The sequence below is a fragment of the Streptomyces sp. NBC_01142 genome (assembly GCF_026341125.1).
Taxonomy (GTDB): domain Bacteria; phylum Actinomycetota; class Actinomycetes; order Streptomycetales; family Streptomycetaceae; genus Streptomyces.
On the sequence record NZ_JAPEOR010000002.1, the window covers coordinates 1,101,276 to 1,127,756 of the forward strand.

Consider the following 26,481-nt stretch of genomic DNA (forward strand, 5'->3'; position numbering starts at 1 on the left):
GAGTCCCATGAGCATTCGCCGTTCACTTCCGGCCGTCCTCGGCGCCGTAGCACTCGTCCTCGGGCTGTCCACCGCCGCCGCCCCGTCGGCGGCGGCCGACCCCTGCGGGTTCTACGCGACCTCCAGCGACGCGTACTACAACCACTGCACGGGGGACGGCTCGCGCGTCGTCATCGAAGTGGAGGTATGGGGGCCCAACTACGAGCGCTGTGTGGCTCCCGGCATCACCTGGCTGGGATCGGCCGACGACATCGACGGCGCGTGGTACGTCGGGCGCACCTGCTGACCTCCGTATGACCGCGGGCCCGGGCCGCCGCGCCCCGGGCCCGCGTCGTGAGGCAAGAGCCCTTGGTCCGGGTCCGCGCGCATCAGGGCCTCACGCGGGCTCGGTGGCGGAGATCACGCGGGCTCGGTGGCGGAGATGCGGTACCTCATGACCTCCGCGTCCAGGATCGCCGCCTGCTGACCCGCATCCGGGCCCGCACCGCGGAAGGCGGTGAGGTCGGCGTCCGACTCCCAGCGTTCGTAGACGTTGATACGGGTCGGGTCGAGCAGGTCGGGCGAGAGCGCGAAGTCCAGGCAGCCGGGGGCCGAGCGGGCCTGGGTCACGACCTCGTGGCAGTCGGCGAGGTAGGCGTCGCGGGCTTCCGCGGCGACGTGGAGCCTTCCGGACACGATGAGCATGTACGTCTCCCCTGGCGAGTGGTGGCCGCTGCGTCGGCCGCTGCGCGGTGATTGCCGGCGCGATCCTCTCACCGACGGCCACTACGATCGGTCGGCATGGGGATCACTGTGCGGACGTTGACGTACTACCCGGTGAAGGGCTGTGCCGGTACGGCAGTTCAGTCCGCGCGGGTCGGTGGGACGGGGCTCGAACACGACCGCACCTTCATGGTCGTCGACGCCGCGGACGGCAGCTTCCGCAGTCAGCGGAAGCTGCCCGCCATGGCCGCGATCCGGCCGGAGATGGCCGACGGGGGTACGGCGCTGCGGCTGTCGGCGCCCGGGATCGAGAGCGTACGGCTGGATGTCGATCCGGACGGCGAGCTGCGGCCGGTGAGCATGTTCGGCCGGGACATCGGGAACGGCGCGGACCAGGGGGACCTGGCCGCCGAGTGGTTCTCCCAGGTGATGGGCACCACGTCCCGGCTGGTGCGGGTGCCGCGGGGCTTCGACCGGGACGGGTGGGGCGAGACGCCGGGCAAGGTCGGGTTCGCGGACGCGCACGCCGTGCTGGTGGTGTCGCAGGCGTCGCTGGACGGGCTGAACGCGCGGATCGAGGCGGCGGGCGGGGCTCCTGTGCCGATGGACCGCTTCCGGGCCAACATCGTGCTCGACGGCTGCACGGAGCCGCACGCCGAGGACGAGATGCGCCGGCTGGAGATCGGTACTGTCCAACTCGCCTATGCCGTAAGGGCCATGCGGTGCGGCGTCCCGATGGTCGACCAGCTCACCGGTCGCCGTGCCGGTCCCGAGCCGATCCGCACGCTGGCCGCCTACCGGCGGGAGCCGGCGTACGAGAACAAGGTCAGCTTCGGTATGAAGGCGGCGGTCCTGCGGCCCGGGGCGCTGAGCGTCGGCGATACGGCACTGCCGACATGGGCGGACGGCACTGCTGGGGCGGAAGGGTCAAACGGGGCAGGTGCGGCGGGCGAGGTGGCCGGGGCAGGTGCGGCGGGCGGGGCGGCCGCCTGAGCGGTCGCCCCGGGCGCACCCGTCAGCAGCGTGGTGCCGGCTTGCTGTAGGTGGTGTTGCTGGCTGTGGCCACGTAGTAGTCCGAGACATAGCGGCCGTTGTCGAGCCTGTCCCAGATCTTGGTGGTGCCGGTCGTGGAACCGCTCCGCTGGCAGACCACCCAGGCCAGCGATCCGTTGGGGGAGGTCCCCACGGCGGCGTACGAGGTGCCGGGCCCGCTGCGCTGGGTGAGGCCGCCGCTCGCGGTGGTCTGGTAGGGGTACGTGCAGCGCGGCAGCGGGGCACTGTAGCCCGTGGCGGACGGGGTACTGACGTAGTGGTCGGTGACGTAGCTTCCGTCGGTGAGCTTGTTCCAGACGGGGGTGCTGCCGACGGTGGAACCGGGCGCCTGGCACACCACCTTGAGGGAGGACCGGGGGGCCCAGCTCTTGACGACGGGGTAGCTGGTCGAGGGTCCCGTGCGGGCGTTGAGCGGGGTCGAGCTCGTCGCCGTGTAGGTGTACGCCACGGTGGCGACCGGGGTGTCGAGCCGGTTGGTGTCGATGTTGAGGGTGACCCCGCCGTAGGTCTCGTCGTGGCTGCCCTTGAACTGCTTGGCCCGCTGGTGGACGGCCCACTTGGAGTCGGCGATACCGGTCCATCCCTTCAGCGAGTCGACTCCGTCGTAGCGGGCGATCCACAGCGCGTCGGGGCGGGCGTACGCCGTGGAGGTGTACACGTCGGAGAGCTGTTTGGCGCCGAGATTGAGGTTCATGTAGACGCCGGAGACATAGCCGCGCCGGTGCAGCTCCTTCGTCCAGGCGGAGACGTACGAGAGCACAGCGGTCCGGCAGGTGCTGTCGGTCTGGGAGTAGTGCTCGATGTCGTTGTAGAAGGCGCTGCCGGGCTGCATGCCGAGGGCCTTCGCCTTGTCGATGGCGTCGGTGGCCGCCGTGGTGCCCTGGGACCTGGCGGTCGCCGGGACGGAGCTGATCTTGGCGTCGGTGGGCTTGCCGCCGCACGGCGGTTGCAGGCCCTTGTACACGGGCAGCAGACGCCACTTCAGCGCAGACACGGAGGCGACCCAGGACGCGGTCAGTTGTGGCTGGGCACAGGTGCGGTTGACGCCGCCGATGTACACACCGACGGCGCGGTACGGGGACGCGCTCCATGCCTTGATCGCGGTCAGCGGCGGTGCCGTACAGGTGTCGAAGGCGAGTCCGGAGTAGCGGGTGGCGCTCGCTCCGGCCGGATAGGCGACCGCCGTGGCCGGTTCGGCGGCGGCGGGCGGGGCGAAGGTGAGCGCGGTGCCTGCGCCCAGTACGCCGGCGGCCGAGAAGACGAGGAATCTGCGGAGGGGAGGAAGAGGACGACGAGGACGAACGGCGCGGTGCGGGTGTGACATGACTGCTCCCCGGGGCGGCTTGAACCGAGTGAGACCAGAATGCCCCGCTCTGCGCCAACTGCACCCTCTGCCGCTCGGGTTTGTTGCCGGAAACCGTGCAGGCCGTTCAGGCCGTATGCAGGCGTTCAGGGCGGTGCCGGGCAGTGACAGGGCAGCGCAGGGCCCTGCAAGCCCTTCACGGCAGGCGGTTCAGAGCCGTTGAAGACGTGCGCGTCCCGCCGCTGCCACCCGGGGCGGCAGCGGCGGGACGCCTCTGTTCAGCGGCCGTAGCGGATCAGTGCCCGCACCATCCGGCAGGTCGTGTCGGACGGCGGGTGGACCCCGATGCGCTCGGCGGTCGCGCTTATCCTGCGGTTGTCGGCGGTCGCCGGGTGGTAGATCCCCGAGTCGAGCAGGGCGATGGCGAGGCGCATGGCCTTCAGCCGGCGGTTGTGCGAGACATACCACTCGCGTGGCTGTCCGGCCGGGAGCGGCTTCTTCGTCAGCGGCTTGTACTGGGGCTTCTGCTGGGACTTGTGCTGGGGCTTCGTCGTGAGTGTGGCAACGGCCATCGGCAACCTCCTGGCGCGGTGGCGGGACCATCCCGAACTACTGTCCATTCTACTGAGGGGCACTGACAATCGCCGCTGGCCAGGCGGCGTTTGAGGGCGGATCGCGCGATACGGTCAGGACATGGAGATCTGGATCAATCCCGCATGTTCCAAGTGCCGCAGCGCCATCGACCTGCTCGATGCGGAGGGCGCCGCGTACACCGTCCGGCGCTACCTGGAGGACGTACCGACCGAGGAGGAGATCCGGGCCGTGCTCGCGCGGCTCGGGCTGGAGCCGTGGGACATCACACGGACCGGGGAGGCCACGGCCAAGGAGCTGGGGCTCAAGGAGTGGGCGCGGGACGAGGATTCGCGGGGCCGGTGGATCGCGGCGCTCGCGCAGCACCCCAAGCTGATCCAGCGGCCGATCATCACCGCGGACGACGGGACGGCCGTGGTGGGGCGTACGGACGAGGCCGTACGGGACGCCATCGGCCGCACCTGAAACTCGGGAACGGCCCACGTGGCGATACCGGGTCACAGCGGTGCGGCAGGCCCGGTCGGCGCGCAACAGCTACGGCTCGTCGATGGACCTGGCCGCCGCCCGAGCCGCTCCTCGATGGGTACGTCCCGGTGTACGTCCCGATGACGCTGCTGCACCGGACGATCGTGGGGGCGGGATGGACCAGCACCAATGGCAGGCACTGAGCGGTATCGCGAGCAACCCGTCGACGCCGGCTCCGCTGCTGCTGCGGCTGCTCGCCTTCGAGGACCGCGACATCCTGCACGCGGTCGCACGGCGCGCGGACCTGCCGGATGAGGTCGTGGACGCAATCGTCGCGCACCCCACGGCCCATGTGCGCGGGACCTTCGCTCAGAGCGTGCTCGGCGACCCGGTCCAGCGCGCCAGGCTCGCCCACGACCCGACCGGGTCGGTCAGGTTCGCGCTGGCGGCCGGCCCGATGCCCTACGGGAAACCGAAGCCGCTGCCGGACTGGGCGTACGAGCGGCTGCTCGCCGACGAGCGGCCGCAGGTCGTGTACGAGGCGCTGGGATCCGCGACGATCTCGCCCCGCTTCCTGGCAGGCCTGGCGGACCACACCTCCCCCGGCTTCCGGTACTGGGCCTGCCGCCGAACATGGCACCTCCTCCCGGAGGAGACGCGCCGTGCGCTGCTCCGCGACGAGGATCCGGACGTACGCAGGGCAGCCTCGCTGCATGTGTACGAGGAGGACGAACAGCTCACCGGCGAGCTCGTCGAGGCACTCGACGGCGAAGGGGAGCTCGGCGACGTACTGCGGCGCGGGCGGCTCAGCCGCGACGTGGCCGAGCAGGCACTGCGGAAGCGGACCCGGCTGCCCGACCTCGCCGCGAACCCCTCGCTCCCGGCCGACCTCGTGGCGCTCCTCGCCACCGACGAAAACCCGCGCGTACGCCTCGCCGTCTCGGCCCGCCCCGAGCTGACCGAGGAGGAACGGGCGGCGATCGACTACGAGGTCGGTCCCGAGGACCGGCTGGGCACGCTGGACTGGGTGTGGCGGGCCCGCGAGGACCTGGACGTGCTGCGCAGGTGTGTCACCTCCGCGCACCCCTGGCTCCGCCGCAGCGCCGCCGTCAGTCCGCATGTGCCTCCGGATCTGGTCCAACTCCTCGCGTCGGACGAGGACTTCGCCGTACGGCTGCTGCTGTGCGAATACCATCCGGAGCCGCCTCCCGAGCTGCTCCTCGATGTGTACGTCCACGGAGAGCACCGGGCCCGGGAAATGCTGATCGTCCGCCCCGGTTTCCCCAAGGCCGGACTCGCCGCGATCTTCGCGGACCACCCCGAGCCCTGGCGCCGCTCGCGCGCCCTGTACGACCCGGGGGCCAGTGCCGAGCTGGTGGACCGTCTGAGCCGCGAGGAGGTGGCTTCGGTGCGCCGCTCCGCCGCCCGCGATCCGCGGCTTTCCGTCGAGCGGATACGGGAGTTGCTGTCCGATCCCGAGGCCGCGGCGGGAGCGGGAGGCAATCCGTCCCTGCCGGTCGAGGACATGCTCCGGCTGCTCGACGAGGCGGGGGTCCCGGCGTCGGTCGCGTACCCGGCCGGCCCTGCGCAGGCGCGGTAACCGGCCGCCCCGGCCCCGGCCGGCTGCGGGCCCCGGAACTCCGCGCCGACGCGCCGACGCGCCGGCCTGCGCAGGACCAGGGGGAACAGGACTACGGAACAGGGCTACGGGACCGGCCCTTCCGAACTCACCGCTCGTCCGTGCCGGCCACCTTCCCCGTCGCGAGCGCGATCCGGTTCCACGTGTTGATGGTGAAGATAAGGGCGAGCAGCTGCGCCAGCTCCCGCTCCTCGAAGTGGGCCGCCGCCTGCGCGTACACAGCGTCCGGCACTCCCCCGTCCGCCACCAGTGTGACCGCCTCGGTGAGGGCGAGGGCAGCCTGCTCCTTCTCGGTGAAGAAGTGCTTTGCCTCCCGCCAGACGCCCGTCATGTGCAGGCGCTCCTCGCTCTCGCCCGCCTTGCGTGCGTCGCCGGTGTGCATATGCAGGCAGTAGGCGCAGTGGTTGAGCTGCGAGGAGCGGATCTGCACCAGCTCCACGAGCGTCGGGTCCAGGCCCTCGCGGGCCGCGGCGTCCAGGCCGATCACGGCGCGGAAGGCCTTCGGGGCCAGCTTGGCGAAGTTGATGCGGGCGGGAGCCTGGTCGGTCCCTGTCGTCCCGACCGCTGCCGCCTTGACCGCCGCCGTCTTGATCTCTGTCGTCTTGATCTCTGTCGTCGTCATGTGTACGAATCTAGAGGTACAAGCGACCGGTGATGAGGTGCATTTGAGTGGCAGATTCCTGGGTCAATTCTGCGGAGAGCCTGGGGGCCGATCTGCATCTGGAGCTGACGGGTCCGGGCAGCCGGCGCGCCGTTCTGATGCGGGCGTTGCGTGGCGCCGTACGGAGCGGGCAGCTGGCCCCGGGCACGAGGCTGCCGCCCTACCGCTCCCTCGCCGCCGACCTGGGGATCGCCCGCAACACCGTCGCCGACGCGTACGCCGAGCTGGTCGCGGAGGGGTGGCTCACCGCGCGCCAGGGGTCCGGGACCCGGGTTGCCCAGCAGGTCGCGCCGGTCGCGCCCGTACGCAGACAGCGCACCCAACCCCGCGCCTCCCGGCCGACGTACGACCTGGTGCAGGGGCAGCCGGACCCCTCCGCCTTTCCGCGCGGCGCCTGGCTGGCTTCGGCGCGGCGGGCGCTGACCGCCGCGCCGCACGATGCCTTCGGGCCCGGCGATCCGCGAGGGCGCGCTGAGCTGCGGGAGGCGCTGGCCGGGTATCTGGCGCGGGTGCGCGGGGTGCGGACGGTCCCCGGGCGGATCGTGCTCTGCTCGGGGGCCGCGCACGCGCTGCGGCTGATGTCGGCAGTCGCGAGCGGGCGGTCCGGCCGGTGGGCGGTGGAGTCGCACGGGCTGCCGTTCCACCGCGGGCTGCTGGCCGAGGGGGGCGTACGCACCGTTCCGCTGCCGGTCGACGAACACGGCGCTCGCGTCGACGGGTTGGGGGCGGTGGGCGCGGTGCTGCTGACTCCGGCGCACCAGTTCCCGACCGGCGGACCGCTGCATCCGGAACGGCGTACGGCGGTCGTGGACTGGGCGCGGTCGACGGGCGGGCTGGTCCTGGAGGACGACTACGACGGCGAGTTCCGCTACGACCGCCAGCCGGTGGGTGCGGTGCAGAGTCTGGACCCCGACCGAGTGGTGCTGATGGGGTCGGTGAGCAAGAGCCTCTCCCCCACCCTGCGGATCGGCTGGATGGTGCTGCCCGAGCAGCTGGTGGACGACGTGGTGGCCGCGAAGGGCGAGCGCGAGCAGTGGTCGAGTGCCACGGAGCAGCTCACGCTCGCGGACTTCATCACCTCGGGGGCGTACGACCGCCATGTGCGCAAGATGCGCCAGCGCCACCGGCGCCGTCGGGACCAGCTGGTGTCGGCCCTGGCGGAGCGGGCGCCGCAGGTGCGGGTGACCGGGATCGCGGCGGGACTGCACGCCGTGCTCGAACTCCCGCCGGGGACCGAGCGGGCCGTGGTGAAGGCGGCGGCCTGGCAGGGTCTTGCCGTCGAAGGGCTCGACGACTACCGCCATCCGGAATTCCCGGCGGAGGGGCGGGACGGGCTGGTCGTCGGCTACGCGACGCCGCCCGAGCGCAGTTACGCCGGGGCGCTGGACGCCCTGTGCCGGGCCCTGCCGCCCGGGTGAGGACTCGGGGGAGCACCCGGGCGGGAACCCGGGCAAGCGCTCTCAACCTTAAGGAAAGTTAAGGAAGTTACGGGTGAGAGGGGTGAGTAGAACGGAATGGCTACTCGTACGTAACGGCACACGGAACCGACCCAACAGGAGTCCCACGTGTCGCGCAAGAAGACCCTCAGCGGGAAGAAGAAGATCGCTCTGCTCGTCGGCGCCGCCGCGCTCGTCGGTGGTACGGCAGTGGTGATGACCGGTACCAGTCAGGCGTCGGTGGCCTGCGACGGACTGGTCACGGCGCTGCAGAACAACGAGAAGTTCATCGCCGGGCAGCGCGCCAACCCGGATGCCCAGTCCGAGGCACGGATCGCCAACCGGCAGGCCGTCATCGAGGAGATCAAGCGGAAACAGGCCGCCTCCGGGTGCGAGGTCGGCGGGGGCGGAGCCGAGGCGGCTCCGCCCGCCGAACAGGCGCCCGCCGAGCCTCCTGCCGAAGAGCAGCCCCCGGCCGCGGAGCAGCCCCCCGCCGAGCAGCCCCCCGCCGCGGAGCAGCCCCCCGCCGACAACCAGGGCGGCAACGAACAGGGCGGCAACGAGGAAGGCGGCAACCAGGGCGGCGGTCAGGCGGGCGGAGAGGTCGTCTGCGCCGGCTCGACCGTGACCCTCTCCGGCGAGGGCGGCGCTCCGGCCGCCTCCAGCAACCAGTTCCCGGTCGGCACCTCTCTCAAGGTGACCAACCTCGACAACAACAAGTCCACGACCGTCGAGGTCACCTCCGTCTCCGGAAGCTGCGCCCTGCTGAACAACGCGGCCTTCGAGGAGGTCCGTGAGGCCGGTAAGTTCCTCATCCGCAACGCCCGGATCGAGCGCGTCGGCTGACCCCTGAGGGGATCTGGACGGTGCCGTTCTCACCCTCCGGACATGTCGGTCAGCGGAAATGGTCCCCAGCGCTGACCGACATCCCCGTTTCGCACCTACACGGTGGAAAACCTCCCCCTTCCACCGTCCCTGGGAGGAGCGCCCGTTGCGAAACCGGATGTCCGGCGGTGTGTACGGCACCGTCCTGGCCGACGCCCTGCCGGCCGCCCCGCAGAGTGAAGGCGACCGTTACACCCTTACGACGACGCCGCCTGGACTCTGGTGGCGTCGAGCACCGCGGCACTGCGGCACCGCAGTGGCCGCGTTCACCACATGAGCGGCTTCCCCTCCACAGCCTTCCCCTCCACAGCCTTCTCCGCCTCCAGCGCTGCCTCCGCCTCGGCCAGGATCTCGGTGAGCCGCAGCCCGAACCGGATGTCGCAGTCGTGCGCCCGCCCCGTACGCACCGCCTCCAGCAGCGCGTCGAGCGCCGCCCCGAACGAGCCGATCGCATCGCCCCACGACGGCAGTGCCACCGTCCCCTGCTCGCCCACGAACTCGATGCTCGCGCCCGCCGCCTTGGGCGGCGCGGTGAGGCCGAGTGTCGCCGTACTCGATGCCTCGGACGCGTGCCTCAGCACCAGGTGCACGGTGTCCGCCGGGCCGCGCGCCGCGGTCACGGCCGTCACGTCGCCGAGCACCGGGAGCAGCACGGACAGCACATGCGGCCCGACGTCCCACAGCCCGCCCTTCTCGCGCCGCCACGGCGACGCCGCGTACAGGCTGTCCCCACCGGGCGCGTAGAGCGAGCCGAGCCACTGCGCGCGGGCCGTGAACCAGCCGTCCGCCGCCGCCTGCCGGGCGATCCAGGGCGCGGTGTCCGCGGCGAAACGCAGCGTGCAGAAGACCACCGACGCGACCTGGGCGCGCTCCGCCGCCCGGGCCGCCTCCAGCGCCCCGGCCACGGTCGTCGCCACCGGCTTGTCCAGCAGCAGATGGCATCCGGCCGCGGCAGCCCGGGCCGCGAGGGGCGCCTGCACGTCCGGCGGCAGAGCGAAGGCGACCGCGTCACAGGCCGAGAGAAGGGCGTCGATGCCGTCGTCGCCGTAGCCTGAGTACGCCGTCGCGCCGTGGGCGGCGGCGAGCGCGGTGGCCGCCTCGGGCCGCCGGGCCCACACCCCGTGGAACGCAACGCCCGGGTGGGCGGCGAGCGCGGGGGCCTGGGTGCGCTCCGCCCAGGGCCCGGCGCCGAGGAGTCCGATCCGCAACTGCTTCGCGGGCGTCGTCATCGCGGGCTTCGTCATGCGGCCCAGTCTGCCCCGCGGAGAGGAACGCCAGGGTTCCCCCGGGTGGCCATCGCTGAATTCTGTATACGACGCGGACGGTTTCGACGTGCGTGACCCCCGCCGGACCCGTGACGCGCGGATCGCGTCGCTCAGCGGAGACCGGGCCGCACCGGGGGCGCGTGAAACGCAGGAAACTTAGGTAACACCGCGTTCACAGTCGGGCAACGGCCGGGAAATCGCGCATTGCGAAGCTTCGCTCCATACCGCTGCACCCGCAAAGGATGAGGCCCCGTGACCTTCAAGGCTGAGTACATCTGGATCGACGGCACAGAGCCGACCGCCAAGCTTCGCTCGAAGACGAAGATCCTGACGGATGGCGCCGAGCTGCCCATCTGGGGCTTCGACGGGTCCAGCACCAACCAGGCCAAGGGCCACGCGTCCGACCGTGTGCTCAAGCCGGTCTTCACCTGTCCGGACCCGATCCGCGGCGGCGACAACGTCCTGGTGATGTGCGAGGTCCTCAACACGGACATGACGCCGCACGAGTCCAACACGCGTGCCGCGCTCGCCGAGGTCTCCGAGAAGTTCGGCGCGCAGGAGCCGATCTTCGGCATCGAGCAGGAGTACACCTTCTTCAAGGGCTCGCGCCCGCTCGGCTTCCCCGAGGGCGGCTTCCCGGCCGCCCAGGGCGGCTACTACTGCGGCGTCGGCTCGGACGAGATCTTCGGCCGTGACGTCGTCGAGGAACACCTGGAGAACTGCCTCAAGGCGGGTCTGGGCATCTCCGGCATCAACGCCGAGGTCATGCCGGGCCAGTGGGAGTTCCAGGTCGGCCCGCTGGCGCCGCTCGAAGTGGCGGACCAGCTGTGGATCGCCCGCTGGCTGCTGTACCGCACCGCCGAGGACTTCGACGTCTCCGCGACGCTCGACCCGAAGCCGGTGAAGGGCGACTGGAACGGCGCGGGCGCGCACACGAACTTCTCGACGAAGGCGATGCGCGAGGGCTACGACGCGATCATCACCGCCTGCGAGTCGCTGGGCGAGGGCTCCAAGCCGCTCGACCACGTCAAGAACTACGGCGCGGGCATCGACGACCGGCTGACCGGCCTGCACGAGACCGCCCCGTGGAACGAGTACAGCTACGGCGTATCGGACCGTGGCGCCTCGGTGCGTATCCCGTGGCAGGTCGAGCAGGACGGCAAGGGCTACATCGAGGACCGCCGTCCGAACGCCAACGTCGACCCGTACGTGGTGACGCGGCTGATCGTCGACACCTGCTGCGCCGCGCTGGAGAAGGCCGGCCAGGTCTGATCCCGCCGCCGTGAACACGAGAAGGGCGCCCGCCGGTCCGACCGGTAGGCGCCTTTCGGTGTGAAATGACCGTCCCACCCGTATCGTCCGTATCAAGGTGCGGAAGCCCCCTGCTGACGCACGAGGGCATCTGCTTCAATGGAGACATGGCCAGCTACCAGCACATCGCGACAGGTCGCAGCGACCTTGAGCCGTTCTGGCCGTCCCGGCAGCACCATGACTTCGACCGGGTGTGTTGCCGCGCGGTGAACGCGCAGGCCCTCTAAAGCCGCTCACCCCGGTCTTCGGCCAGCGCGCACGACGTACGTCCGTCCTACCGACTCGACGACATCCTCCGCGCGAAAGAGCTGACCTCTCATGGCGAATTCCCGTTCCTTCTCCGCCGTACCTGCCGTCTCCGCTGCGACCGCCACCCTGCCCACCGCGGGCCGTCACCGACTCCGGGCCGTCGACCGCGACGAGGTGGTCGATGTCGCGGACTTCCTTCCGCCGGGGGCCACTTGGCTGCCCGCGCCCCCGCACACTCTGCCCACCCTGCCGGGGCAGCCGCCGATGATCGGCTACCTCGTCCTCGTACCGGCCGATCAGCAGCCGCCGCTCGTCCCCGCTCCCGCTCCCACTCCCGCTCTGCAGGAGGAGCCGGAGCAGGTGGCAGGTCCGGTGCGGATCGACCCGGTGCAGCGCACCGCCCTGGTGGGCGGTCAGACGCTGGATCTGACGTACCTCGAGTTCGAGCTGCTCGCGCATCTGGTGGCGCATCCTCACCGGGTGCACACCCGCGACCAGTTGGTGACCACCGTGTGGGGCTACGGACATGTGGGCGACGGCCGGACCGTCGATGTCCATGTGGCCCGGCTGCGCCGCAAGCTGGGCGCCGAGCACCGCCGTACGATCCAGACCGTACGGCGGGTCGGCTACAAGTACGCGCCCTGAGCGCCCCCGAGCAGCCCTGAGCAGCCGTGACCACTGCTGGGCAGAGCTCAGGGCTGCGCAGTGCTCAGCGGCGCTGGTTCAGCACGTACGGCGCTCCGCCGGCCGATGGCCCGCGGAGCGCCGTCGCGTCTAGGCCCGCGAGGCGCGGGCCCGGGCCACGGCGCCCAACGCCGCGTCGATCACCAGGAACACCAGCAGGCTGATGCCCAGCATCGGGACGAACCAGCCGACCAGCGCCGTGACCGCGGCGAGCGGCAGCAGGGCGGTGATCGGCACCTTGCGCCATGTGCCGCGCGGAATGGGACGGCCCGCGCTCAGCTTCCGGTCCTTCGTGGGCCTGCGCAGCCACCACATCCGGTAGCCCCACAGGGTCAGCAGGATGAGGGAGAGGGCGAGGGCGGCCAGCGCCAGCTGGTTGGCGAGGCCGAGGAAGACGCCGGTGTGGGCGTCGATGCCGAAGCGGGTCAGCTTGGCGAGCAACGGGTAGTCGGCGAAGCGCAGTTCGTCGATGACCTTGCCGTTGGACGGGTCGACGGCGACCGAGTCGAGATGGACGGGGAACTGGGTGTCCCTCTCCTTGATCACATAGCCGCTGCCCTCGGCCGGCAGGGTCACCGCGATCTTCGCGTCGACTCCGGCGGCGCGAGCCGCCTCTACCGCCTTGTCGACGCCGACGTCCGCGCCCTGGTGGGTGCCGCTGCCCGAACCGCCGTGACCTTCGTGCTCACCGCTGCCGGCACCACCGTCGAGGGTCGCGGAGACGGTGGGGGTCGCCCCGCCGAGCTGGTCCTGGACCGCGCCGATGTTCTCACCGGCGTACCGCGACCAGGTCAGACCGGTGGCGGAGAGCAGGACGAGTCCGGTCACGGCCCACAGCCCGATGGAGCCGTGCCAGGTGAGCGTCCTGCGGCGGCCCTTCGCACCGCGCTCGGGGAGGAGCAGGGCGCGCTTGGCGGTGCGCCTGCGGCCGAGCCAGAGCAGCAGGCCGCCCAGCGCGATGACCCAGAGCCAGCTGGCGGCCAGCTCGCTGTAGTTGCGGCCGAGGTCGCCCAGGTGCAGATCGCGGTGGAGCTCGTCCAGCCAGGTGCGCAGCGGGAGGGCGCCGGAGCCGCCGTAGGAGGCCAGCTCGCCGCGTACCTCGGCGGTGTACGGATTGACGAAGACGGCGAGGGACTTGCCCTCTTCGACCTCGGGGGAGGTCATCAGGACGCGGGTGGTGGCGCCGTCCTCGTGCGACGGCCACACGGCGGTCACGGTGCCGTCGGGGTGGGCCTTGCGGGCGGCCTCGACCTGAGCATTCAGGGGGACGGTGCGGTCGCCGACCGGGACCTCGAGCTCATGGCTGTAGAGGACCTTCTCGGCCTGGAAGGAGAGGGCGTAGAGCAGACCGCTGGTGGCGGCGACGAGCAGCAGCGGGGCGATCAGCAGGCCCGCGTAGAAGTGCATACGGAGGGCGAGGGGCCGCAGTGCGCTCCAGGTGGATCTGGAGGTTCTGCCGGTGTTGTCGCTGCCGGTGCCGGATTCGGCGCGCAGCTCTTCCTCTGTCTCGGTGGCAGTGGTGGGGACGTCAATGGCCATGGTGATCCTAGGGAGTTTGCCTCGACATGGGGATTCGGCCCCAGGTCAGACGGCTGCTCCGGGGGCCGTGGCGTGGGGGACGGGCAGCGCGGGCGGGCCGCGACGGACGAGGGAGTGCGCGAGGACGACGCCGTGGAAACGGGCGGCGGGAGAACGGTGGCGTACCGCGGGAAGCGGCGGGGCGTCGGGCAGCCGGCCCGGCGTGAGCAGCAGGAGCAGCAGGCGCAGCTGCCGCAGTGGGAGCCGCAGGGAGGTGAGGGCGACGATGCCGGCGGTGCGCGCGAGACGGAAGAACGCGGCCTCGCCGCGGGCCAGCCAGAGCGCGCAGACTGCGGCGGCGAGGAGGTGGGCGGCGAGCATGCCGGCGTCCGTCTCCAGTGCCGTGGTGGCGAATTCGTACGGCTGGTGCTGGTGCGGCTGCTGGTAGGGGTGGTGCCGGTCCGGCTGCCCGCCGGAGAAGATCAGATGCAGTGCGCCCTGGACGGCGAGCAGCCCGGCGCCGATGGCGGGTGCACCGCGCCGTCTGCCGCCCGCGAACCAGCCGGCGGCCGTGGTCACACCGAAGGCCGCGAACAGTGCCGGGAGCGGGATGTCGCGCGCAGACATGGAGGAATGCCCCACAGCTGCCAAAGTGACACATACCGCCGCAAAGAGTGCGGCCCGAAGGGCACGTATCGGCGACCGGGCATCTGTCATGGTCCGCACATGCTGCCATCCCGCACCCCGGGAGCGGGAGAGGGGTGCCTCCGCCGCTGTTTCTCCTGGCAGCAGAATCCCTGCCCCGGCGGCCGTCCCACCAGGCAGGATCGCCGTCATGAGACTTCTGATTCTCGGGGGAACCGAGTTCGCAGGCCGTGCAGTTGCCGAGTCGGCCCTCGCGCGGGGATGGCAGGTCACGGTCTTCCACCGGGGACGGCACGAAGCCCCGGCCGGCGCCACCACGCTCCTTGGCGACCGCACCGCTCCGGACGGCCTGGCGGCACTCGCCGAGGGAGAGTGGGACGTGGTCGTCGACACCTGGTCGGCCGCGCCGTCGGTGGTACGGGATGCGGCCAGGCTGCTGGCGGGACGGGCCGGTCGCTATGTCTATGTGTCGAGCTGTTCGGTCTACGCCTGGCCCCCGGGCTACGGCTACGACGAAACAGCCCCGGTGGTGGAGGGTTCGGCGGACGCGGGCGAGGTCCCCTATCCGCAGGCCAAGCGGGGCGGGGAGCTGGCCGTCCTCGACGCCTTCGGCGAGGACCGCTCGCTGCTGGTGCGCGCGGGGCTGATCATCGGCCCCTGGGAGAACATCGGCCGGCTGCCGTGGTGGCTGGGCCGTGCGGCGCGCGGCGGCCCCGTCCTGGCGCCGGGGCCGCGGGACACCCCGCTGCAGTACATCGACGTTCGCGACCTGGCCGACTGGATCCTGCACTCGGCGCAGACCGGGCTGAACGGCCCGTACAACCTCGTGAGCGAGCCTGGCCACGCGACGATCGGCGAGCTGCTGGAGTCCTGCGTACGTGTCACCGGCTCGGACGCGGAGCTGCGCTGGACGCCGGCGGAGGCGATCCTGGCGGCGGGCATCGAGCCCTGGTCGGACCTGCCGATCTGGATCCCCCGGGCGGAACAGCGCGATCTCCACAACGCGATCCACGGCAGCTGTGTCACCAAGGCCCTGGCGGCGGGCCTGCGTTGCCGCCCGGTCGAGGAGACGGTGACGGACACCTGGACCTGGCTCCAGTCCATCGGCGGCACCCCGCCCCAACGCCCGGACCGCCCGACGGTGGGCCTGGCCCCGGAGAGGGAGGCGAAGCTCCTGGAAGGGTAGGGGAGGGACGGGAACGGGCGGGGAAGGGGCGGGGAAGGGGCGGGGCGAGGCTTGTTGCTTGCCTCGGCCCCGCCCCTTCCCGTCCCCTGACGGGGGCACGCCCCCCAGACCCTCGGGCGCCGGACGGGCTGCTGTGCGGCCCGTCGGCGTTACCGGCCCGCGCCCACCGGGGACGCGTGGCGGCCCGCAGTCGTCGGCGCCGGGACGTCCGCGTCGCCGTGCTCCAGTTGCGGCAGCCACCGCAGGCCCCTCGGCGTACGCCAGTTCCGCTCGCCGAGCAGCGCCATCACCGACGGCAGCAGCACCATCCGTACGATCGTCGCGTCCAGCAGCACCGCCACCGCGAGGCCCACACCCATCTGCTGCATGTCCTGCATCGACAGCGTCCCGAAGACCGCGAACACCGCGACCATGATCGCGGCCGCGCCCGTCACCGCGCCCGCCGTACGGCGGATGCCCTCGCGGATCGCCGCGCGCGTGTCCGCCCCCCGGTCACGCGCCTCGCGGATCCGCGACACCACGAAGACGTGGTAGTCCATCGACAGGCCGAACAGCACCACCAGCACGAACAGCGGCATCCAGCCCTCGATCGCGCCCACCGCCTCCGTGCCCAGCAGCGAGGCACCCCAGCCGTGCTGGAAGACCGCGACCATCACCCCGTAGGCGGCGGCCACCGAGAGCAGGTTGAGCAGGATCGACGTCACCGCGATGACGTACGACCGGAAGCAGAACAGCATCAGCAGGAACGTCACCGCCGTGATGAACACGAACACCGGCACGATGCCGCGCTTCAGCTGGTCGTTGAAGTCGACCGATCCCGCCAGCTCACCGCCCACATAGACCTGCGCCCCCGTGCCGTCGAACGCCGCCGGCAGCCGCTTCTCGCGCAGGTCCGCCAGCGCGTCCTTGGAGCGGTCGTCGCTGCCGTTGCCCGCCAGCGGCACCTCGATCTGCGCGACGTTCTGCGCCTTGTGAACCGTCACCTTGTCGAACTTCGCGAGCGCGTCCCGCATCGGCTTCGCGTCGATGTCGTCCGCCTTGACCACCACCGGCGCCGGCTCGGGACCACCGGGGAAGGCTTCGGTGATCCGCTTGTACGCCACCGAGAGCGACGCATCGGAGCCGAACTGCTTCTCCATCCCCAGCTGTTCGGTCTTCATGCCCAGCGCGGGCGCCGCCAGCGCCAGCAGCACCGCGACCGCCCCGAACGCGAACAGTTTCGGCATCGCCAGTACGGGCCGCAGCACCGCCCCCGCCACCGCACCGCTCTCGTGCGCGCCCTTCTTGCCGCGCCGGTTCAGGAACGGGATCCGCCCCGCGTCGATCCGGTCCCCCAGCCACGCCAGCAGCGCCGGCAGCACCGTCACCGAGCCGAGCATCGCGATGAAGACCACGATGATCGTGGCGAGCGCGAAGCCCTTGAAGAGCATCAGCCCGGACAGGAACATCCCGGCCATCGCGAGCATCACCGTCACGCCGGAGACCAGGACGGCCCGTCCGCTCGTCGCGGCCGCGATCCGCAGGGCTGTCTCGGCGTCGTGCCCCGCGGCCCGCTCGTCACGCTCGCGCCGCAGATAGAACAGGCAGTAGTCGACACCGACAGCGAGCCCCATCAGGAACATCACGGAGTACGTCGTCTGGAACAGATGCAGCTGGTGGCTGGCGAGCGACAGCAGACCGAAGGCCGCCAGGCACGCGGTCAGCGCGAGACCGACCGGCAGCAGCGCCGCGACCACGGCCCCGAAGGCGACCAGCAGAATGCCCAGCGCCAGCGGTACGGCGGTGAACTCGGCCTTCTTGAAGTCCTCGGAGAGCAGATCCCCGAGCCACTTCTCCGAGCTGGCCTGCCCGAACTGGTGCACCTCGACGCCCGGTCGGGTCCTGCCCGTGTCCTTGACCACGTCCAGCACGGGCTGCACCCGGTCGGCGGCGGTCTTCGAATCGCCCTTGATCTGGAAGCGGATCAGGGCTTCCTTGCCGCTCTTGGAGGCGAGCGGCGGCTCGACCTTGTGGGTCTCGCCCGTCTTCTCGATCGCCACGGCCAGCTCGCGCGCCGCGTCCTTCCAGCCACCCGCCGTCCTGCTGCTGACCATGACGAGTTCGCCGGCAGGCTGGTCCAGGCCCGCATCGTCGAGAATCTTCTCGGCCCGCGCGGAGTCGCCCGTGCCCTGCTCGGACGCGGACATCTCGACCATCCCCGATGCCCCGCCGACGGCCGTGGCCAGGACGACGAAGAGCAGCCAGCCGATGATCGCCGTTTTACGGTGGTGTGCGCTCCACACACCGATACGTGCCGCGAGGTTACGCCTCATGGCGTGTTCGCCCCCAGAGTCCATCGAGTCAAGCGCCGAATGTGTCGAGTACGACGCTAGGAATCCGCGGCCCCGCGCCCCAGCCGTCAAAGCCCCCACCCGTGGAGCCATAAGGCGAGTTCATAGGGGTGTTGCCAGGTACACCCCCACTCGGTGTCGGGGCCCAGTGCCGTCGCCCATGCACTCCCGCCACACTTGTGCCAGACACCGGACAACGAGGGGGACCCCATGATGGCGACGAAGGCACGTGACGCGGTGACGGCCGGCGCACAGGGACTTGCGCTGGCGCTGATGGCGCTGATCGGCTCGATCACGCTCTTCGTCCTGGCGGTGGTCTCCATCGCGCTCATCACCATCGGTGTGGGGGTGTTCACCACTCCGGCGGTACTGACCCTGGTGCGGGCCCATGTGAATCAGCGGCGGCTGCTGGCGGGCACCTGGTCGGCGGTGCGGATTCCCGTCCCGTACCGCCCCTTCCCCCGCGACATGCGCACCGGCTTCACCGGCCAGGTGGAGCGCTGCACACTGATGCTGAAGGACCCGGCGACCTGGCGTGATCTGCAGTGGCTGCTGGTGGACATGACGGCGGGAGCGGTCAGCGCCATCATCGCGCCGGCCCTGGTCCTGGACGGCATCTTCGGTCTGCTGCTCGTCACGGGACTGTGGAAGCCGATCGTCGACGCCGGGGGCACGTACTGGTACGCGTTCGTCCCGGTGACCAGCTGGGGGACGGCGGGGCTCGCCGCGCTGCTCGGCCTCGTCTGGCTCGCCATCGCCCCCAAGGTCAACCCCCTTCTGGTGCGCACCCACTTCAGGCTCGCCCGCGCCGTGCTCGCCCCGGACCGCGAGGTCGAGCTGGAGCAGCGCATCGACCGGCTCACCGAGACCCGCCACGACGCCCTGGACACCTCCGCCGCCGAACTGCGCCGTATCGAGCGCGACCTGCACGACGGCGCACAGGCCCGGCTGGTCGCCATGGGTATGAACCTGGGCACCATCGAGGCGCTCATCGAGAAGGACCCGGCGCAGGCCAAGGCGCTCATCTCCAAGGCCCGCGAGTCCTCCGCCGAGGCGCTGACCGAGCTGCGCGACCTGGTCCGCGGCATCCATCCGCCGGTTCTGGCGGAGCGCGGCCTGGGGGATGCGGTCAAGGCTCTGGCGCTGCGCCTGCCGTTGAAGACCGAGGTCGCCGTGGAACTGTCCGGCCGCCCGGACGCCCCCGTCGAGTCGGCGGCGTACTTCGCGGTCAGCGAGTCCCTCACCAACGCGGTCAAGCACTCGGGTGCGGACCGGATCTGGGTCGATGTGACGTACTCGGACGGGTCGCTGCGCGTCGCGGTCACGGACAACGGGAAGGGCGGGGCGACGACCGGAAGCGGCTCCGGCCTGAGCGGCATCGAACGCCGACTCGGTACATTCGACGGCGTCCTGGCCGTCAGCAGTCCCGCGGGCGGTCCCACCATGGTCACCATGGAGATCCCTTGCGAGTTGTCCTAGCCGAAGACCTGTTCCTGCTGCGCGACGGCCTGGTCCGCATGCTCGAGGCATACGACTTCGAGATCCTGGCGGCCGTCGAGAGCGGGCCCGAACTCACCAAAGCGCTCGCGGAGCTGGAGCCGGACGTCGCCGTCGTCGACGTCCGGCTTCCGCCGTCGCACACCGACGAGGGTCTGCAGTGCGCCCTGGCGGCCCGGCGGGCCAGACCGGGGCTGCCGGTGCTCGTACTCTCGCAGCACGTGGAGCAGTTGTACGCGCGCGAGCTGCTGGCCGACGGGAACGGCGGGGTGGGGTATCTGCTCAAGGACCGGGTCTTCGACGCCGAGCAGTTCGTGGACGCGGTACGGCGGGTGGCGGGCGGCGGTACGGCGATGGATCCGCAGGTGATCTCCCAGCTGCTGTCGCGGCGGGCCCAGGACAAGCCGATGGGCGGTCTGACCCCGCGCGAGCTGGAGGTCATGGAGCTGATGGCGGAGGGCCGTTCCAATGCGGCGATCGCCGCGCAGCTCGTGGTCACTGAGCGGGCGGTGGCCAAGCACACGTCGAACATCTTCGGGAAGCTGGGCCTGCCGGTGTCGGACGACGACAACCGCCGGGTGCTGGCGGTGCTGGCGTACCTCGACCGCGGCTAGCCGAGACGGGGATGCGAGGAGTCGGGCGACGTGGGAAACCGGGGCCGTCCGCCGCGCCACGGGCGGCCTGTCCGGCCCCGACAGGCGGTCCCGGCGGGGGCGGCCTCGGGCCCGGACAGGCCGGCCTCGGGTCGGTCCGGCAGCCTTGGGCCTGGGCAGGCGGCCTCGGGTCGGACAGGCGGCCTCGGGCCCGGACAGCGGTCCCGTCAGGCCTGGAACTCCGTGAGGTCGATCGCGTACACGCCCAGCGCGAAGCCGTACACCGGGTGCGTCGTCTCGCGTTCCAGCTCCATGCCGAGCTTGCGCATCACGTTCTCGGAAGCCTCGTGGCCCACCCGGCAGATGCTGATCACCCGGTCGAGGCCGCGGTCCTCGAGTGCGAACTCCAGTGCGGCATGGGCAGCCTCGGAGGCATAGCCCTGGCCCCAGAACTGCCGGCCCAGCCGCCAGCTGATCTCCACGGCCGGCAGCACCTCCGGCAGGAAGGCGGGCACGGACAGGCCCACGAAGCCGATCAGTTCGCCCGAGGCGAGCAGTTCGACGGCGAAGAGGCCGAAGCCCTCCTCGTCCCACTCCTCCTCCCACTGCTCGATGGCCTCGGCCGTCTGCTCGAGGTCACGGACCGAGCCGTCCCCGATCATCTGCATGACCTCCCGGTCCGCGTTGATCTCGGCCATCGGGACGAGGTCGTCGTCGTGCCAGCGGCGGAGGAGGAGTCGGGGAGTCTGGATCTCGGTCATGGCGCCCATCCTGCCACCCCGGCCGCCGCCCGACTTCGGCGCACTGCGCCGGATTTGCTCATGGAGTTTTCTACGAATTCCCATACGGGCTGAACACCCCATGAGCCACACCCGTATGGAACGACGCGCTTCTCCCTCTGCCGGGACCCACCTAACCCACCCCGGCAACGAAGCAGAGGAGTTCCATGGGACGCACAAGAAAACGCTCGACGCTGGCGAACCGGGCGATAGTTGCCTCGGCCGCATTGATCCTGGGCGGGGGTGGGCTGGTCGCAGTCAATTCGTATGCATCCGCAGGCGAAGGCTGGTCCTGGCCCGGTCAGCAGAACGAGCAGCAGAACCAGACACAGAGTGCTGGACAGGTAATGTCCACCATCGACTGCCCCGAGGCCGCGAACGGCCTTCCGGACGTGCCCGAGCAGGCACGTCCGGAAGTCGACCGGGAACTGGCAACGATGGACAGCCAGATCACCGATGCGTATCAGAAGTTCGCAGACCAGAGGGAGCAGATCGAACAAGATCCCCAACTGGCCCGGAATGCGATTCTCAATCCGCTGAAGGACAAGCGGACGGCGAGCATCGATCGCATTTCCGTGGCCATCGGCCGGTCCGGTCAGCAGCCGCAGGGGCTCGATTCCCTCGCGACCTGCACCATGCGCGCCGACGACAACGTCAACGCCGACGACGGTGGCAATGACAACGGCGACAATCAGCAGGGCGACGGACAGGGAGACGGACAGGACGGCAACGAGCAGGGTGACGGTCAAGGTGACGGCCAGGGTGACGGTCAGAACGATGGCCAGAACGAAGGCCAGGATGGCGGTCAGGGCGACGGTCAGGGCGGTGACCAGGGCAACGGTCAGGGCCAGGCCGGAAACGGCCCCGAAGCCGGCGACTTTGTCGACATTCAGTCCATCCAGCCGAATGTCCAGCAGCCCCAGCAGCAAAACGGCGGCTCCCAGGGCACCTTCACCACCGAGTGCGGGCAGAACGAGAACGGGCTGTTCAACCCGGACAATGTCATCGTCGCCCCCGGTGTGAGCAACGGCGCGCACCATATGCACGATTACGTCGGTAACCAGGCCAATGACGCATTCGCCAGTGACGACGATCTCGCAAACGGTGACACCAGCTGCCAGAACCAGGGCGACAAGTCCACGTACTACTGGCCCGTCCTGCGCCTGCAGAACGGTCAGGCCGAGAACGACGCGAACGCCGACGGCGGCGGCAACGACCAGAACGTCGGAGAGATCCAGACTCCGTCCCAGGTCACGCTGAACTTCGTCGGCAATCCGACGAGCAAGGTCACCGCGATGCCCCGTTTCCTGCGGATCATCACCGGTGACGCCAAGGCATTCACCAACGGTGACGCGAATGCCAACGCCTCCTGGAGCTGCACCGGTTTCGAGGACCGCCAGCTGAAGGACAAGTACCCGATCTGCCCCGAGGGCAGCCAGGTGGTGCGCTCGTTCAAGTTCCAGAGCTGCTGGGACGGCCAGAACACCGACAGTGCGAATCACCGCACCCATGTGGCCTTTGCCGACAACAACGGCAACTGCCAGAACGGTTTCCAGGCGATCCCGCAGCTCGTCCAGCGCATCGTCTATGACGTTCCGCCGGGGCCCGGCTTCGCAGTGGACTCCTTCCCCGAGCAGCTGCACAAGCCGATCACCGACCATGGCGACTTCATCAACGTCTTCGACGAGAACCTGATGAACCAGGTGGTGAACTGCATCAACACAGGACAGAAGTGCACGTGATCCACTGATCCGATCGGGACGGCCCCCCATGCGTGGGGGGCCGTTCCGATGCGGGACGGCCCCCCACCCCAGACCTGCGCGGTCAGCTCCCGTGGTGCCCCGAGTGGCCCTCCTCGCTCCCCCCACTGCTGCCACTGTTCCCCGAGTGGTGCTGCGAGCCGGTCTCCACCTCGCCACCGAGCCGGCCGCGCAGCGCTGTGACCACCTTCGCCTCGCCCACCGCGACCCACTTCCTGCCGACGAGATACGAGCCGCCATAGTCATTGGCCTCGTTTATCCACTCGCGCTGGCCGCGGTCGGTGGCGAACGTGGCCAGCACATACTTGCCGTCGTCCGTCGTGCAGTTGGCCTGCCGCAGCTCATCCGCATCCGTCTGGATGTTCGGTTTGCACTCGACCTTCTTGGCCAGCTGTTCCAGGCTGCCCGTCGCCGTCGCGGGCACCTTGGCGTCGTCGCCACGCCCGTCGCCGTCATCGCCGGACCCGCACGCCGCCACAAGGGCCAGCGCCAGCACCGCCAGTCCTGCCCGGGCGTTCCGCTTCACACTCATGCTCGTCCTTGTACGCATTCGGCCATCGTGCCCTCTCCGCCCCCTTTCGCGCGGGCGAACGGGGGGTAACCTGCGCTCCGCACGCACCTGTTGTCACGTGAGCAACATGGAGGAGCGCTGATGAAAGACCTGTCGAGACGCACATTACTGGGCACCGCGGGCGTGATCGGGGCCGGAGCGGCTCTCGCCGCGCACACTCCCGCAGCCGCCGCCGCACCTCTCGCGGCCCAGCCGGAATCCGCCGCGACACCCGCCCACGCGGCGCTCCGGCGGCTGCTGCCCCGCCACGCGGATCAGTTCCGCTTGCGGGTGCTGACCGGCCCCGAGCGCTTCCGTGTCACCGGCTCCACCGGCCGTATCGAGGTGGCCGGCACCAGCCCCGCCGTACTCCTGACCGGAGTGCACTGGTACCTCAAGTACGTCTGCCGGGCGCACATCTCCTGGTCGGGCACCCAGCTCGACCTGCCCCACCGGCTGCCCGCCCCCCGCCGCGAGCTCGAGCGGTCGGCGACCGTCCCGCACCGGTTCGCGTACAACGACACACACGACGGCTATACCGCCCCCTACGCGGACTGGCCCCGCTGGGAGCACCTCCTGGACGTCCTCGCCCTGCACGGCTGCAACGAGGTGCTGGTCACCCCCGGCCAGGAAGCCGTCTACCACCGGCTCCTCACGGACTTCGGCTACTCCGACACGGAAGCCCGTACCTGGCTGCCCGCCCCCTCCCACCAGCCGTGGTGGCTGCTGCAGAACATGAGCGAGTACGGCGGCCCGCTCTCCCCGGAACTCATCGAACGGCGTGCGGACCTCGGCAGACGGATCGCCGACCGGATGCGCGAGCTCGGTATGCACCCGGTCCTGCCCGGCTACTTCGGGACGGTTCCGGACGGCTTTGCCACCCGCAACCCGGGCGACGCCCGGGTCGTCCCGCAGGGCAGCTGGAACGGCCTGCGCCGCCCCGACTGGCTGGACCCGCGCACCCGGGCCTTCGCCGACGTCGCAGCGGCCTTCTACCGGCACCAGGGAGAACTGTTCGGTGAGGTCGGCCACTTCAAGATGGATCTCCTGCACGAGGGCGGCACCGCCGGGGACGTCCCGGTGCCGGATGCCGCCCGCGCCGTAGAAACGTCCCTGCAGACCGCCCGCCCCGGCGCGACCTGGGTGATCCTCGGCTGGCAGTCCAACCCGCGCCCCGCGCTCCTGGACGCCATCGACACCGACAAGGTGCTGATCGTCGACGGACTGTCCGACCTGGACACGGTCACCGACCGGGAGAAGGAGTGGGGCGGGACTCCGTACGCCTTCGGCACCATCCCCAACTTCGGCGGACGGACGACGATCGGCGCCAACACCGACCGGTGGACCGAGAAGTTCACGGCCTGGCGCGACAGGCCGGGCAGCACGCTGGCCGGCACCGCGTACATGCCGGAGGCCGCCGAGCGCGACCCCGCCGCGCTCGAGCTGTTCAGCGAGCTCGCCTGGCGCGAGGAGAAGATCGACCGGGACGCGTGGTTCCGTGAGTACGCCGGGGTCCGCTACGGCGGCGAGGACGGCTCGGCGCGCACCGCCTTCGCCGCGCTGGCCGCGACCGCGTACAAGCTCACCAGCACCGACGGCCGCCCGTACGACTCCCTCTTCTCCCGCCGCCCGGGCATGACGTCCTCCATCGGCACCGCCTTCGACCCGGCGGGCTTCGACCGGGCCTTTGCCGCACTGCTGGACGTACGCCCGTCGCTGCGCGACAGCGACGCCTACCGCCACGATCTGACCGACCTGGCCCGCCAGGCCCTCGCCAACCGCTCACGCACCCTCCAGCTCCCCCTGCGCGCCGCCCATGAGAACAAGGACGTGGAGACCTACCGCGCCGTGTCCGCGCTCTGGCTGAAGCTGATGCGGCTGAGCGACACGATGGCCGGCTGCCACCGGCTGTTCCTGCTCGGCCCGTGGCTGGAGGACGCCAAACGGCTGGCCACCAGCCCTCCGGAGGCGGTGGAGCTGGAGCGCACCGCCCGGGCGCTCGTCACCACATGGGCGGACCGGGCCGCGGCGGGCCAGCTCAGCAACTACGCCAACCGCGACTGGCAGGGGCTGATGAACGACGTCCATGTGCCGCAGTGGGAGGCGTATCTGGACGAGCAGGCCGCCGCCCTGGCGGAGGGCCGCGCTCCCAGGTCCTTCGACTGGTATCCGGCAGAGGAGGCGTGGACCAAGGACCGGAGCGCCTATCCGGTCCGGCCGACGGGGGACGCCTACCGCACGGCCCGGCGTGTGTACGACACCCTGGCACGCGCGCCCTACCAGGGCTCGGCGACAGCCACCGTGGACCCGCCGGCCTTCACCCCCGGCAGCACCGGGACCGTCACCGCCGCCTTCCGCAACGTCAACGGGCTGCGCTCCACCGGCCGTGTCGACTTCGAGCTGACCGGCCTGGACGCCGAGGCGCAGGGCCCGACGTTCCTCGAGAGCGTGGCGGCCGGAGGCACCGGCACGGTCTCCTGGCGGGTGACGGCTCCTTCCGGCCCTCCCCCGACCGACGGCCGGGGTGACCCCCCTCTCGCTTCGCTCGCCGAGCCGCTGCGCGCCATGCCGTACACGCTGCGGACGCAGTACGGCCCACGGGGCGAGGAGCGGGTGGCCGTCACCCAGAAGAGCTCGTTCTATCTCGCCTCGCCGCTGAACCCGCAGTGGCGCACCTTCACCAGCAACGCGGCCGTCTTCGGACAGGCCGGCGACCGCTTCGCGATCAACGGCGCGGGCAGTGACCTGTGGCGCGGCACCACGCACTTCGGCACTGCCTACCGGGAACGCGCGCTGACGCAGGGCGCGAGCGTGGTGGTGCGCGTGGACTCCCAGGAGAACACCAGCAGTTGGGCACGGTCGGGCATCGTCGTACGCAACAGCCTCGCCACGCCCGGTGACGCCGGGTTCCTCAACCTGGCGACCACGCCCGGCCAGGGCATCGTGCTGTCGTACGACACGAACACCGACGGCACTCTGGACACCTACCGGCGCGTCACCGGCATCAGGGCCCCAGTGCTGCTGCGGCTCACCAGGAACGCCGGGACCTCGTTCACCGGTGCGTGCTCGACGGACGGCGGCACCACCTGGCGCACGGTCGCCACCGTGTCCGTGCCGGGGGCCGCCGCCGCCCAGGACGTGGGGTTCTTCATGAGCGCCACCAACGGCGGCAGCGGAACCCGGGGCACGGTGCACTTCAGCGGGTGGTCGATCACGACGGGATGACCGTCCCGGTCGTCGCACCGGCGCAGCACGCCCGCCGGCCGCGCGTGTCCTCGACCCGGGACAGGAACACCGGACGGAAACCCGGGGCCGGGCACCCCGGCCGCGAACACCGGGCGTGACCCCGGGCCCGGGCACCCCGGACGGGCTGCATCGT

At 70.9% G+C, this 26,481-nt stretch carries 24 protein-coding genes; 14 read left to right on the plus strand and 10 right to left on the minus strand.

Going from position 1 to position 26,481, the window contains the following annotated elements; all coding sequences use genetic code 11:
* The first annotated feature begins 7 nt into the window (after window positions 1-7).
* The gene (locus tag OG883_RS22405) at window positions 8-286 is read left to right on the plus strand and encodes a DUF6355 family natural product biosynthesis protein (protein ID WP_266543671.1); all 279 of its coding nucleotides are present in this window, start codon (window positions 8-10) and stop codon (window positions 284-286) included.
* Window positions 287-399: 113 nt separating this feature from the next.
* On the opposite strand, the gene OG883_RS22410 is transcribed toward OG883_RS22405, so the two are convergent.
* Window positions 400-684: a putative quinol monooxygenase gene (locus tag OG883_RS22410; protein WP_266543674.1), complete on the minus strand. Its 285-nt coding sequence runs from the start codon at window positions 682-684 to the stop codon at window positions 400-402.
* A 96-nt stretch (window positions 685-780) separates the two neighbouring features.
* Between OG883_RS22410 and OG883_RS22415 the strand changes: the two genes are divergently transcribed.
* Window positions 781-1,695: an MOSC domain-containing protein gene (locus tag OG883_RS22415; protein ID WP_266543675.1), complete on the plus strand. Its 915-nt coding sequence runs from the start codon at window positions 781-783 to the stop codon at window positions 1,693-1,695.
* A 22-nt stretch (window positions 1,696-1,717) separates the two neighbouring features.
* Here OG883_RS22415 and OG883_RS22420 read toward each other — a convergent pair whose 3' ends face one another.
* Together OG883_RS22420 and OG883_RS22425 are read right to left on the minus strand one after the other, a co-directional pair.
* Window positions 1,718-3,079: a glycoside hydrolase domain-containing protein gene (locus OG883_RS22420; RefSeq protein ID WP_266543678.1), complete on the minus strand. Its 1,362-nt coding sequence runs from the start codon at window positions 3,077-3,079 to the stop codon at window positions 1,718-1,720.
* 257 nt (window positions 3,080-3,336) lie between these two features.
* Window positions 3,337-3,630, minus strand: a complete 294-nt coding sequence (locus OG883_RS22425) for a hypothetical protein (RefSeq protein WP_266543681.1) — start codon at window positions 3,628-3,630, stop codon at window positions 3,337-3,339.
* 121 nt (window positions 3,631-3,751) lie between these two features.
* Here OG883_RS22425 and OG883_RS22430 point away from each other — a divergent pair, with 121 nt between their 5' ends.
* Together OG883_RS22430 and OG883_RS22435 are read left to right on the plus strand one after the other, a co-directional pair.
* Window positions 3,752-4,114, plus strand: coding sequence for an arsenate reductase family protein (locus OG883_RS22430; protein ID WP_266543684.1), 363 nt, complete (start codon window positions 3,752-3,754; stop codon window positions 4,112-4,114).
* Window positions 4,115-4,289: 175 nt separating this feature from the next.
* Window positions 4,290-5,714, plus strand: a complete 1,425-nt coding sequence (locus OG883_RS22435) for a hypothetical protein (RefSeq protein WP_266543686.1) — start codon at window positions 4,290-4,292, stop codon at window positions 5,712-5,714.
* 127 nt (window positions 5,715-5,841) lie between these two features.
* Here OG883_RS22435 and OG883_RS22440 read toward each other — a convergent pair whose 3' ends face one another.
* Window positions 5,842-6,375 carry a carboxymuconolactone decarboxylase family protein gene (locus OG883_RS22440; protein WP_266543688.1) on the minus strand — a complete coding sequence of 178 codons (534 nt, stop codon included), beginning with the start codon at window positions 6,373-6,375 and terminating at the stop codon, window positions 5,842-5,844.
* Between the two features lie 47 nt (window positions 6,376-6,422).
* Between OG883_RS22440 and OG883_RS22445 the strand changes: the two genes are divergently transcribed.
* Together OG883_RS22445 and OG883_RS22450 are read left to right on the plus strand one after the other, a co-directional pair.
* Window positions 6,423-7,832: a PLP-dependent aminotransferase family protein gene (locus OG883_RS22445; RefSeq protein ID WP_266543690.1), complete on the plus strand. Its 1,410-nt coding sequence runs from the start codon at window positions 6,423-6,425 to the stop codon at window positions 7,830-7,832.
* A gap of 147 nt (window positions 7,833-7,979) precedes the next feature.
* On the plus strand, window positions 7,980-8,696 hold the full coding sequence (locus OG883_RS22450) for a hypothetical protein (RefSeq protein WP_266543693.1): 717 nt from the start codon (window positions 7,980-7,982) through the stop codon (window positions 8,694-8,696).
* Between the two features lie 305 nt (window positions 8,697-9,001).
* On the opposite strand, the gene OG883_RS22455 is transcribed toward OG883_RS22450, so the two are convergent.
* Window positions 9,002-9,979, minus strand: a complete 978-nt coding sequence (locus tag OG883_RS22455; protein ID WP_266543696.1) for a Gfo/Idh/MocA family protein — start codon at window positions 9,977-9,979, stop codon at window positions 9,002-9,004.
* 273 nt (window positions 9,980-10,252) lie between these two features.
* Between OG883_RS22455 and glnII the strand changes: the two genes are divergently transcribed.
* From glnII to OG883_RS22470, 3 genes are all read left to right on the plus strand, one after another.
* The gene (gene glnII, locus OG883_RS22460) at window positions 10,253-11,272 is read left to right on the plus strand and encodes a glutamine synthetase (protein ID WP_266543699.1); all 1,020 of its coding nucleotides are present in this window, start codon (window positions 10,253-10,255) and stop codon (window positions 11,270-11,272) included.
* A gap of 65 nt (window positions 11,273-11,337) precedes the next feature.
* Complete coding sequence (locus tag OG883_RS22465) at window positions 11,338-11,538, plus strand: hypothetical protein (protein ID WP_266543701.1); 201 nt, start codon at window positions 11,338-11,340, stop codon at window positions 11,536-11,538.
* 91 nt (window positions 11,539-11,629) lie between these two features.
* The gene (locus OG883_RS22470) at window positions 11,630-12,205 is read left to right on the plus strand and encodes a winged helix-turn-helix domain-containing protein (RefSeq protein WP_266543703.1); all 576 of its coding nucleotides are present in this window, start codon (window positions 11,630-11,632) and stop codon (window positions 12,203-12,205) included.
* A gap of 129 nt (window positions 12,206-12,334) precedes the next feature.
* On the opposite strand, the gene OG883_RS22475 is transcribed toward OG883_RS22470, so the two are convergent.
* Both OG883_RS22475 and OG883_RS22480 read right to left on the minus strand, forming a co-directional pair.
* Entirely contained in the window at window positions 12,335-13,783 is a 1,449-nt protein-coding gene (locus OG883_RS22475; protein ID WP_266543705.1) for a PepSY domain-containing protein, read from the minus strand.
* 45 nt (window positions 13,784-13,828) lie between these two features.
* Window positions 13,829-14,389, minus strand: coding sequence for a hypothetical protein (locus OG883_RS22480; RefSeq protein WP_266543707.1), 561 nt, complete (start codon window positions 14,387-14,389; stop codon window positions 13,829-13,831).
* 208 nt (window positions 14,390-14,597) lie between these two features.
* Between OG883_RS22480 and OG883_RS22485 the strand changes: the two genes are divergently transcribed.
* Window positions 14,598-15,593 (plus strand): NAD-dependent epimerase/dehydratase family protein, encoded by a 996-nt coding sequence (locus OG883_RS22485; protein ID WP_266543710.1) that lies wholly within the window; start codon window positions 14,598-14,600, stop codon window positions 15,591-15,593.
* A 149-nt stretch (window positions 15,594-15,742) separates the two neighbouring features.
* On the opposite strand, the gene OG883_RS22490 is transcribed toward OG883_RS22485, so the two are convergent.
* Window positions 15,743-17,905, minus strand: coding sequence for an MMPL family transporter (locus OG883_RS22490; protein WP_266543713.1), 2,163 nt, complete (start codon window positions 17,903-17,905; stop codon window positions 15,743-15,745).
* Between the two features lie 228 nt (window positions 17,906-18,133).
* Between OG883_RS22490 and OG883_RS22495 the strand changes: the two genes are divergently transcribed.
* Both OG883_RS22495 and OG883_RS22500 read left to right on the plus strand, forming a co-directional pair.
* Window positions 18,134-19,402: a sensor domain-containing protein gene (locus OG883_RS22495; protein WP_266543716.1), complete on the plus strand. Its 1,269-nt coding sequence runs from the start codon at window positions 18,134-18,136 to the stop codon at window positions 19,400-19,402.
* Window positions 19,387-20,034 carry a response regulator transcription factor gene (locus OG883_RS22500; protein ID WP_266543718.1) on the plus strand — a complete coding sequence of 216 codons (648 nt, stop codon included), beginning with the start codon at window positions 19,387-19,389 and terminating at the stop codon, window positions 20,032-20,034. The genes OG883_RS22495 and OG883_RS22500 overlap by 16 nt, the downstream gene beginning before the upstream one ends.
* Before the next feature lie 206 nt (window positions 20,035-20,240).
* Here the strand turns inward: OG883_RS22500 and OG883_RS22505 are convergent, their stop codons facing one another.
* Window positions 20,241-20,774 (minus strand): GNAT family N-acetyltransferase, encoded by a 534-nt coding sequence (locus tag OG883_RS22505; protein WP_266543720.1) that lies wholly within the window; start codon window positions 20,772-20,774, stop codon window positions 20,241-20,243.
* Window positions 20,775-20,959: 185 nt separating this feature from the next.
* Here OG883_RS22505 and OG883_RS22510 point away from each other — a divergent pair, with 185 nt between their 5' ends.
* Window positions 20,960-22,534, plus strand: a complete 1,575-nt coding sequence (locus OG883_RS22510) for a DUF1996 domain-containing protein (protein ID WP_266543723.1) — start codon at window positions 20,960-20,962, stop codon at window positions 22,532-22,534.
* 82 nt (window positions 22,535-22,616) lie between these two features.
* On the opposite strand, the gene OG883_RS22515 is transcribed toward OG883_RS22510, so the two are convergent.
* A complete protein-coding gene (locus tag OG883_RS22515) occupies window positions 22,617-23,084 on the minus strand; it encodes a hypothetical protein (protein ID WP_266543726.1) in 468 nt (155 codons plus the stop codon).
* A 120-nt stretch (window positions 23,085-23,204) separates the two neighbouring features.
* On the opposite strand from OG883_RS22515, the gene OG883_RS22520 reads away from it, so the two are divergent.
* Window positions 23,205-26,327, plus strand: coding sequence for an alpha-N-acetylglucosaminidase TIM-barrel domain-containing protein (locus OG883_RS22520; RefSeq protein WP_266543729.1), 3,123 nt, complete (start codon window positions 23,205-23,207; stop codon window positions 26,325-26,327).
* The last annotated feature ends 154 nt before the right edge of the window (window positions 26,328-26,481 follow it).

Coding starts and splice junctions, on each gene's coding strand:
- OG883_RS22405 (WP_266543671.1), top strand. CDS start 8: ATGAGCATTCGCCGTTCACTTCCGGCCGTCCTCGGCGCCGTAGCACTC.
- OG883_RS22410 (WP_266543674.1), bottom strand. CDS start 684: ATGCTCATCGTGTCCGGAAGGCTCCACGTCGCCGCGGAAGCCCGCGAC.
- OG883_RS22415 (WP_266543675.1), top strand. CDS start 781: ATGGGGATCACTGTGCGGACGTTGACGTACTACCCGGTGAAGGGCTGT.
- OG883_RS22420 (WP_266543678.1), bottom strand. CDS start 3,079: ATGTCACACCCGCACCGCGCCGTTCGTCCTCGTCGTCCTCTTCCTCCC.
- OG883_RS22425 (WP_266543681.1), bottom strand. CDS start 3,630: ATGGCCGTTGCCACACTCACGACGAAGCCCCAGCACAAGTCCCAGCAG.
- OG883_RS22430 (WP_266543684.1), top strand. CDS start 3,752: ATGGAGATCTGGATCAATCCCGCATGTTCCAAGTGCCGCAGCGCCATC.
- OG883_RS22435 (WP_266543686.1), top strand. CDS start 4,290: ATGGACCAGCACCAATGGCAGGCACTGAGCGGTATCGCGAGCAACCCG.
- OG883_RS22440 (WP_266543688.1), bottom strand. CDS start 6,375: ATGACGACGACAGAGATCAAGACGACAGAGATCAAGACGGCGGCGGTC.
- OG883_RS22455 (WP_266543696.1), bottom strand. CDS start 9,979: ATGACGAAGCCCGCGATGACGACGCCCGCGAAGCAGTTGCGGATCGGA.
- OG883_RS22465 (WP_266543701.1), top strand. CDS start 11,338: ATGACCGTCCCACCCGTATCGTCCGTATCAAGGTGCGGAAGCCCCCTG.
- OG883_RS22470 (WP_266543703.1), top strand. CDS start 11,630: ATGGCGAATTCCCGTTCCTTCTCCGCCGTACCTGCCGTCTCCGCTGCG.
- OG883_RS22475 (WP_266543705.1), bottom strand. CDS start 13,783: ATGGCCATTGACGTCCCCACCACTGCCACCGAGACAGAGGAAGAGCTG.
- OG883_RS22480 (WP_266543707.1), bottom strand. CDS start 14,389: ATGTCTGCGCGCGACATCCCGCTCCCGGCACTGTTCGCGGCCTTCGGT.
- OG883_RS22485 (WP_266543710.1), top strand. CDS start 14,598: ATGAGACTTCTGATTCTCGGGGGAACCGAGTTCGCAGGCCGTGCAGTT.
- OG883_RS22490 (WP_266543713.1), bottom strand. CDS start 17,905: ATGAGGCGTAACCTCGCGGCACGTATCGGTGTGTGGAGCGCACACCAC.
- OG883_RS22495 (WP_266543716.1), top strand. CDS start 18,134: ATGATGGCGACGAAGGCACGTGACGCGGTGACGGCCGGCGCACAGGGA.
- OG883_RS22505 (WP_266543720.1), bottom strand. CDS start 20,774: ATGACCGAGATCCAGACTCCCCGACTCCTCCTCCGCCGCTGGCACGAC.
- OG883_RS22510 (WP_266543723.1), top strand. CDS start 20,960: ATGGGACGCACAAGAAAACGCTCGACGCTGGCGAACCGGGCGATAGTT.
- OG883_RS22515 (WP_266543726.1), bottom strand. CDS start 23,084: ATGAGTGTGAAGCGGAACGCCCGGGCAGGACTGGCGGTGCTGGCGCTG.
- OG883_RS22520 (WP_266543729.1), top strand. CDS start 23,205: ATGAAAGACCTGTCGAGACGCACATTACTGGGCACCGCGGGCGTGATC.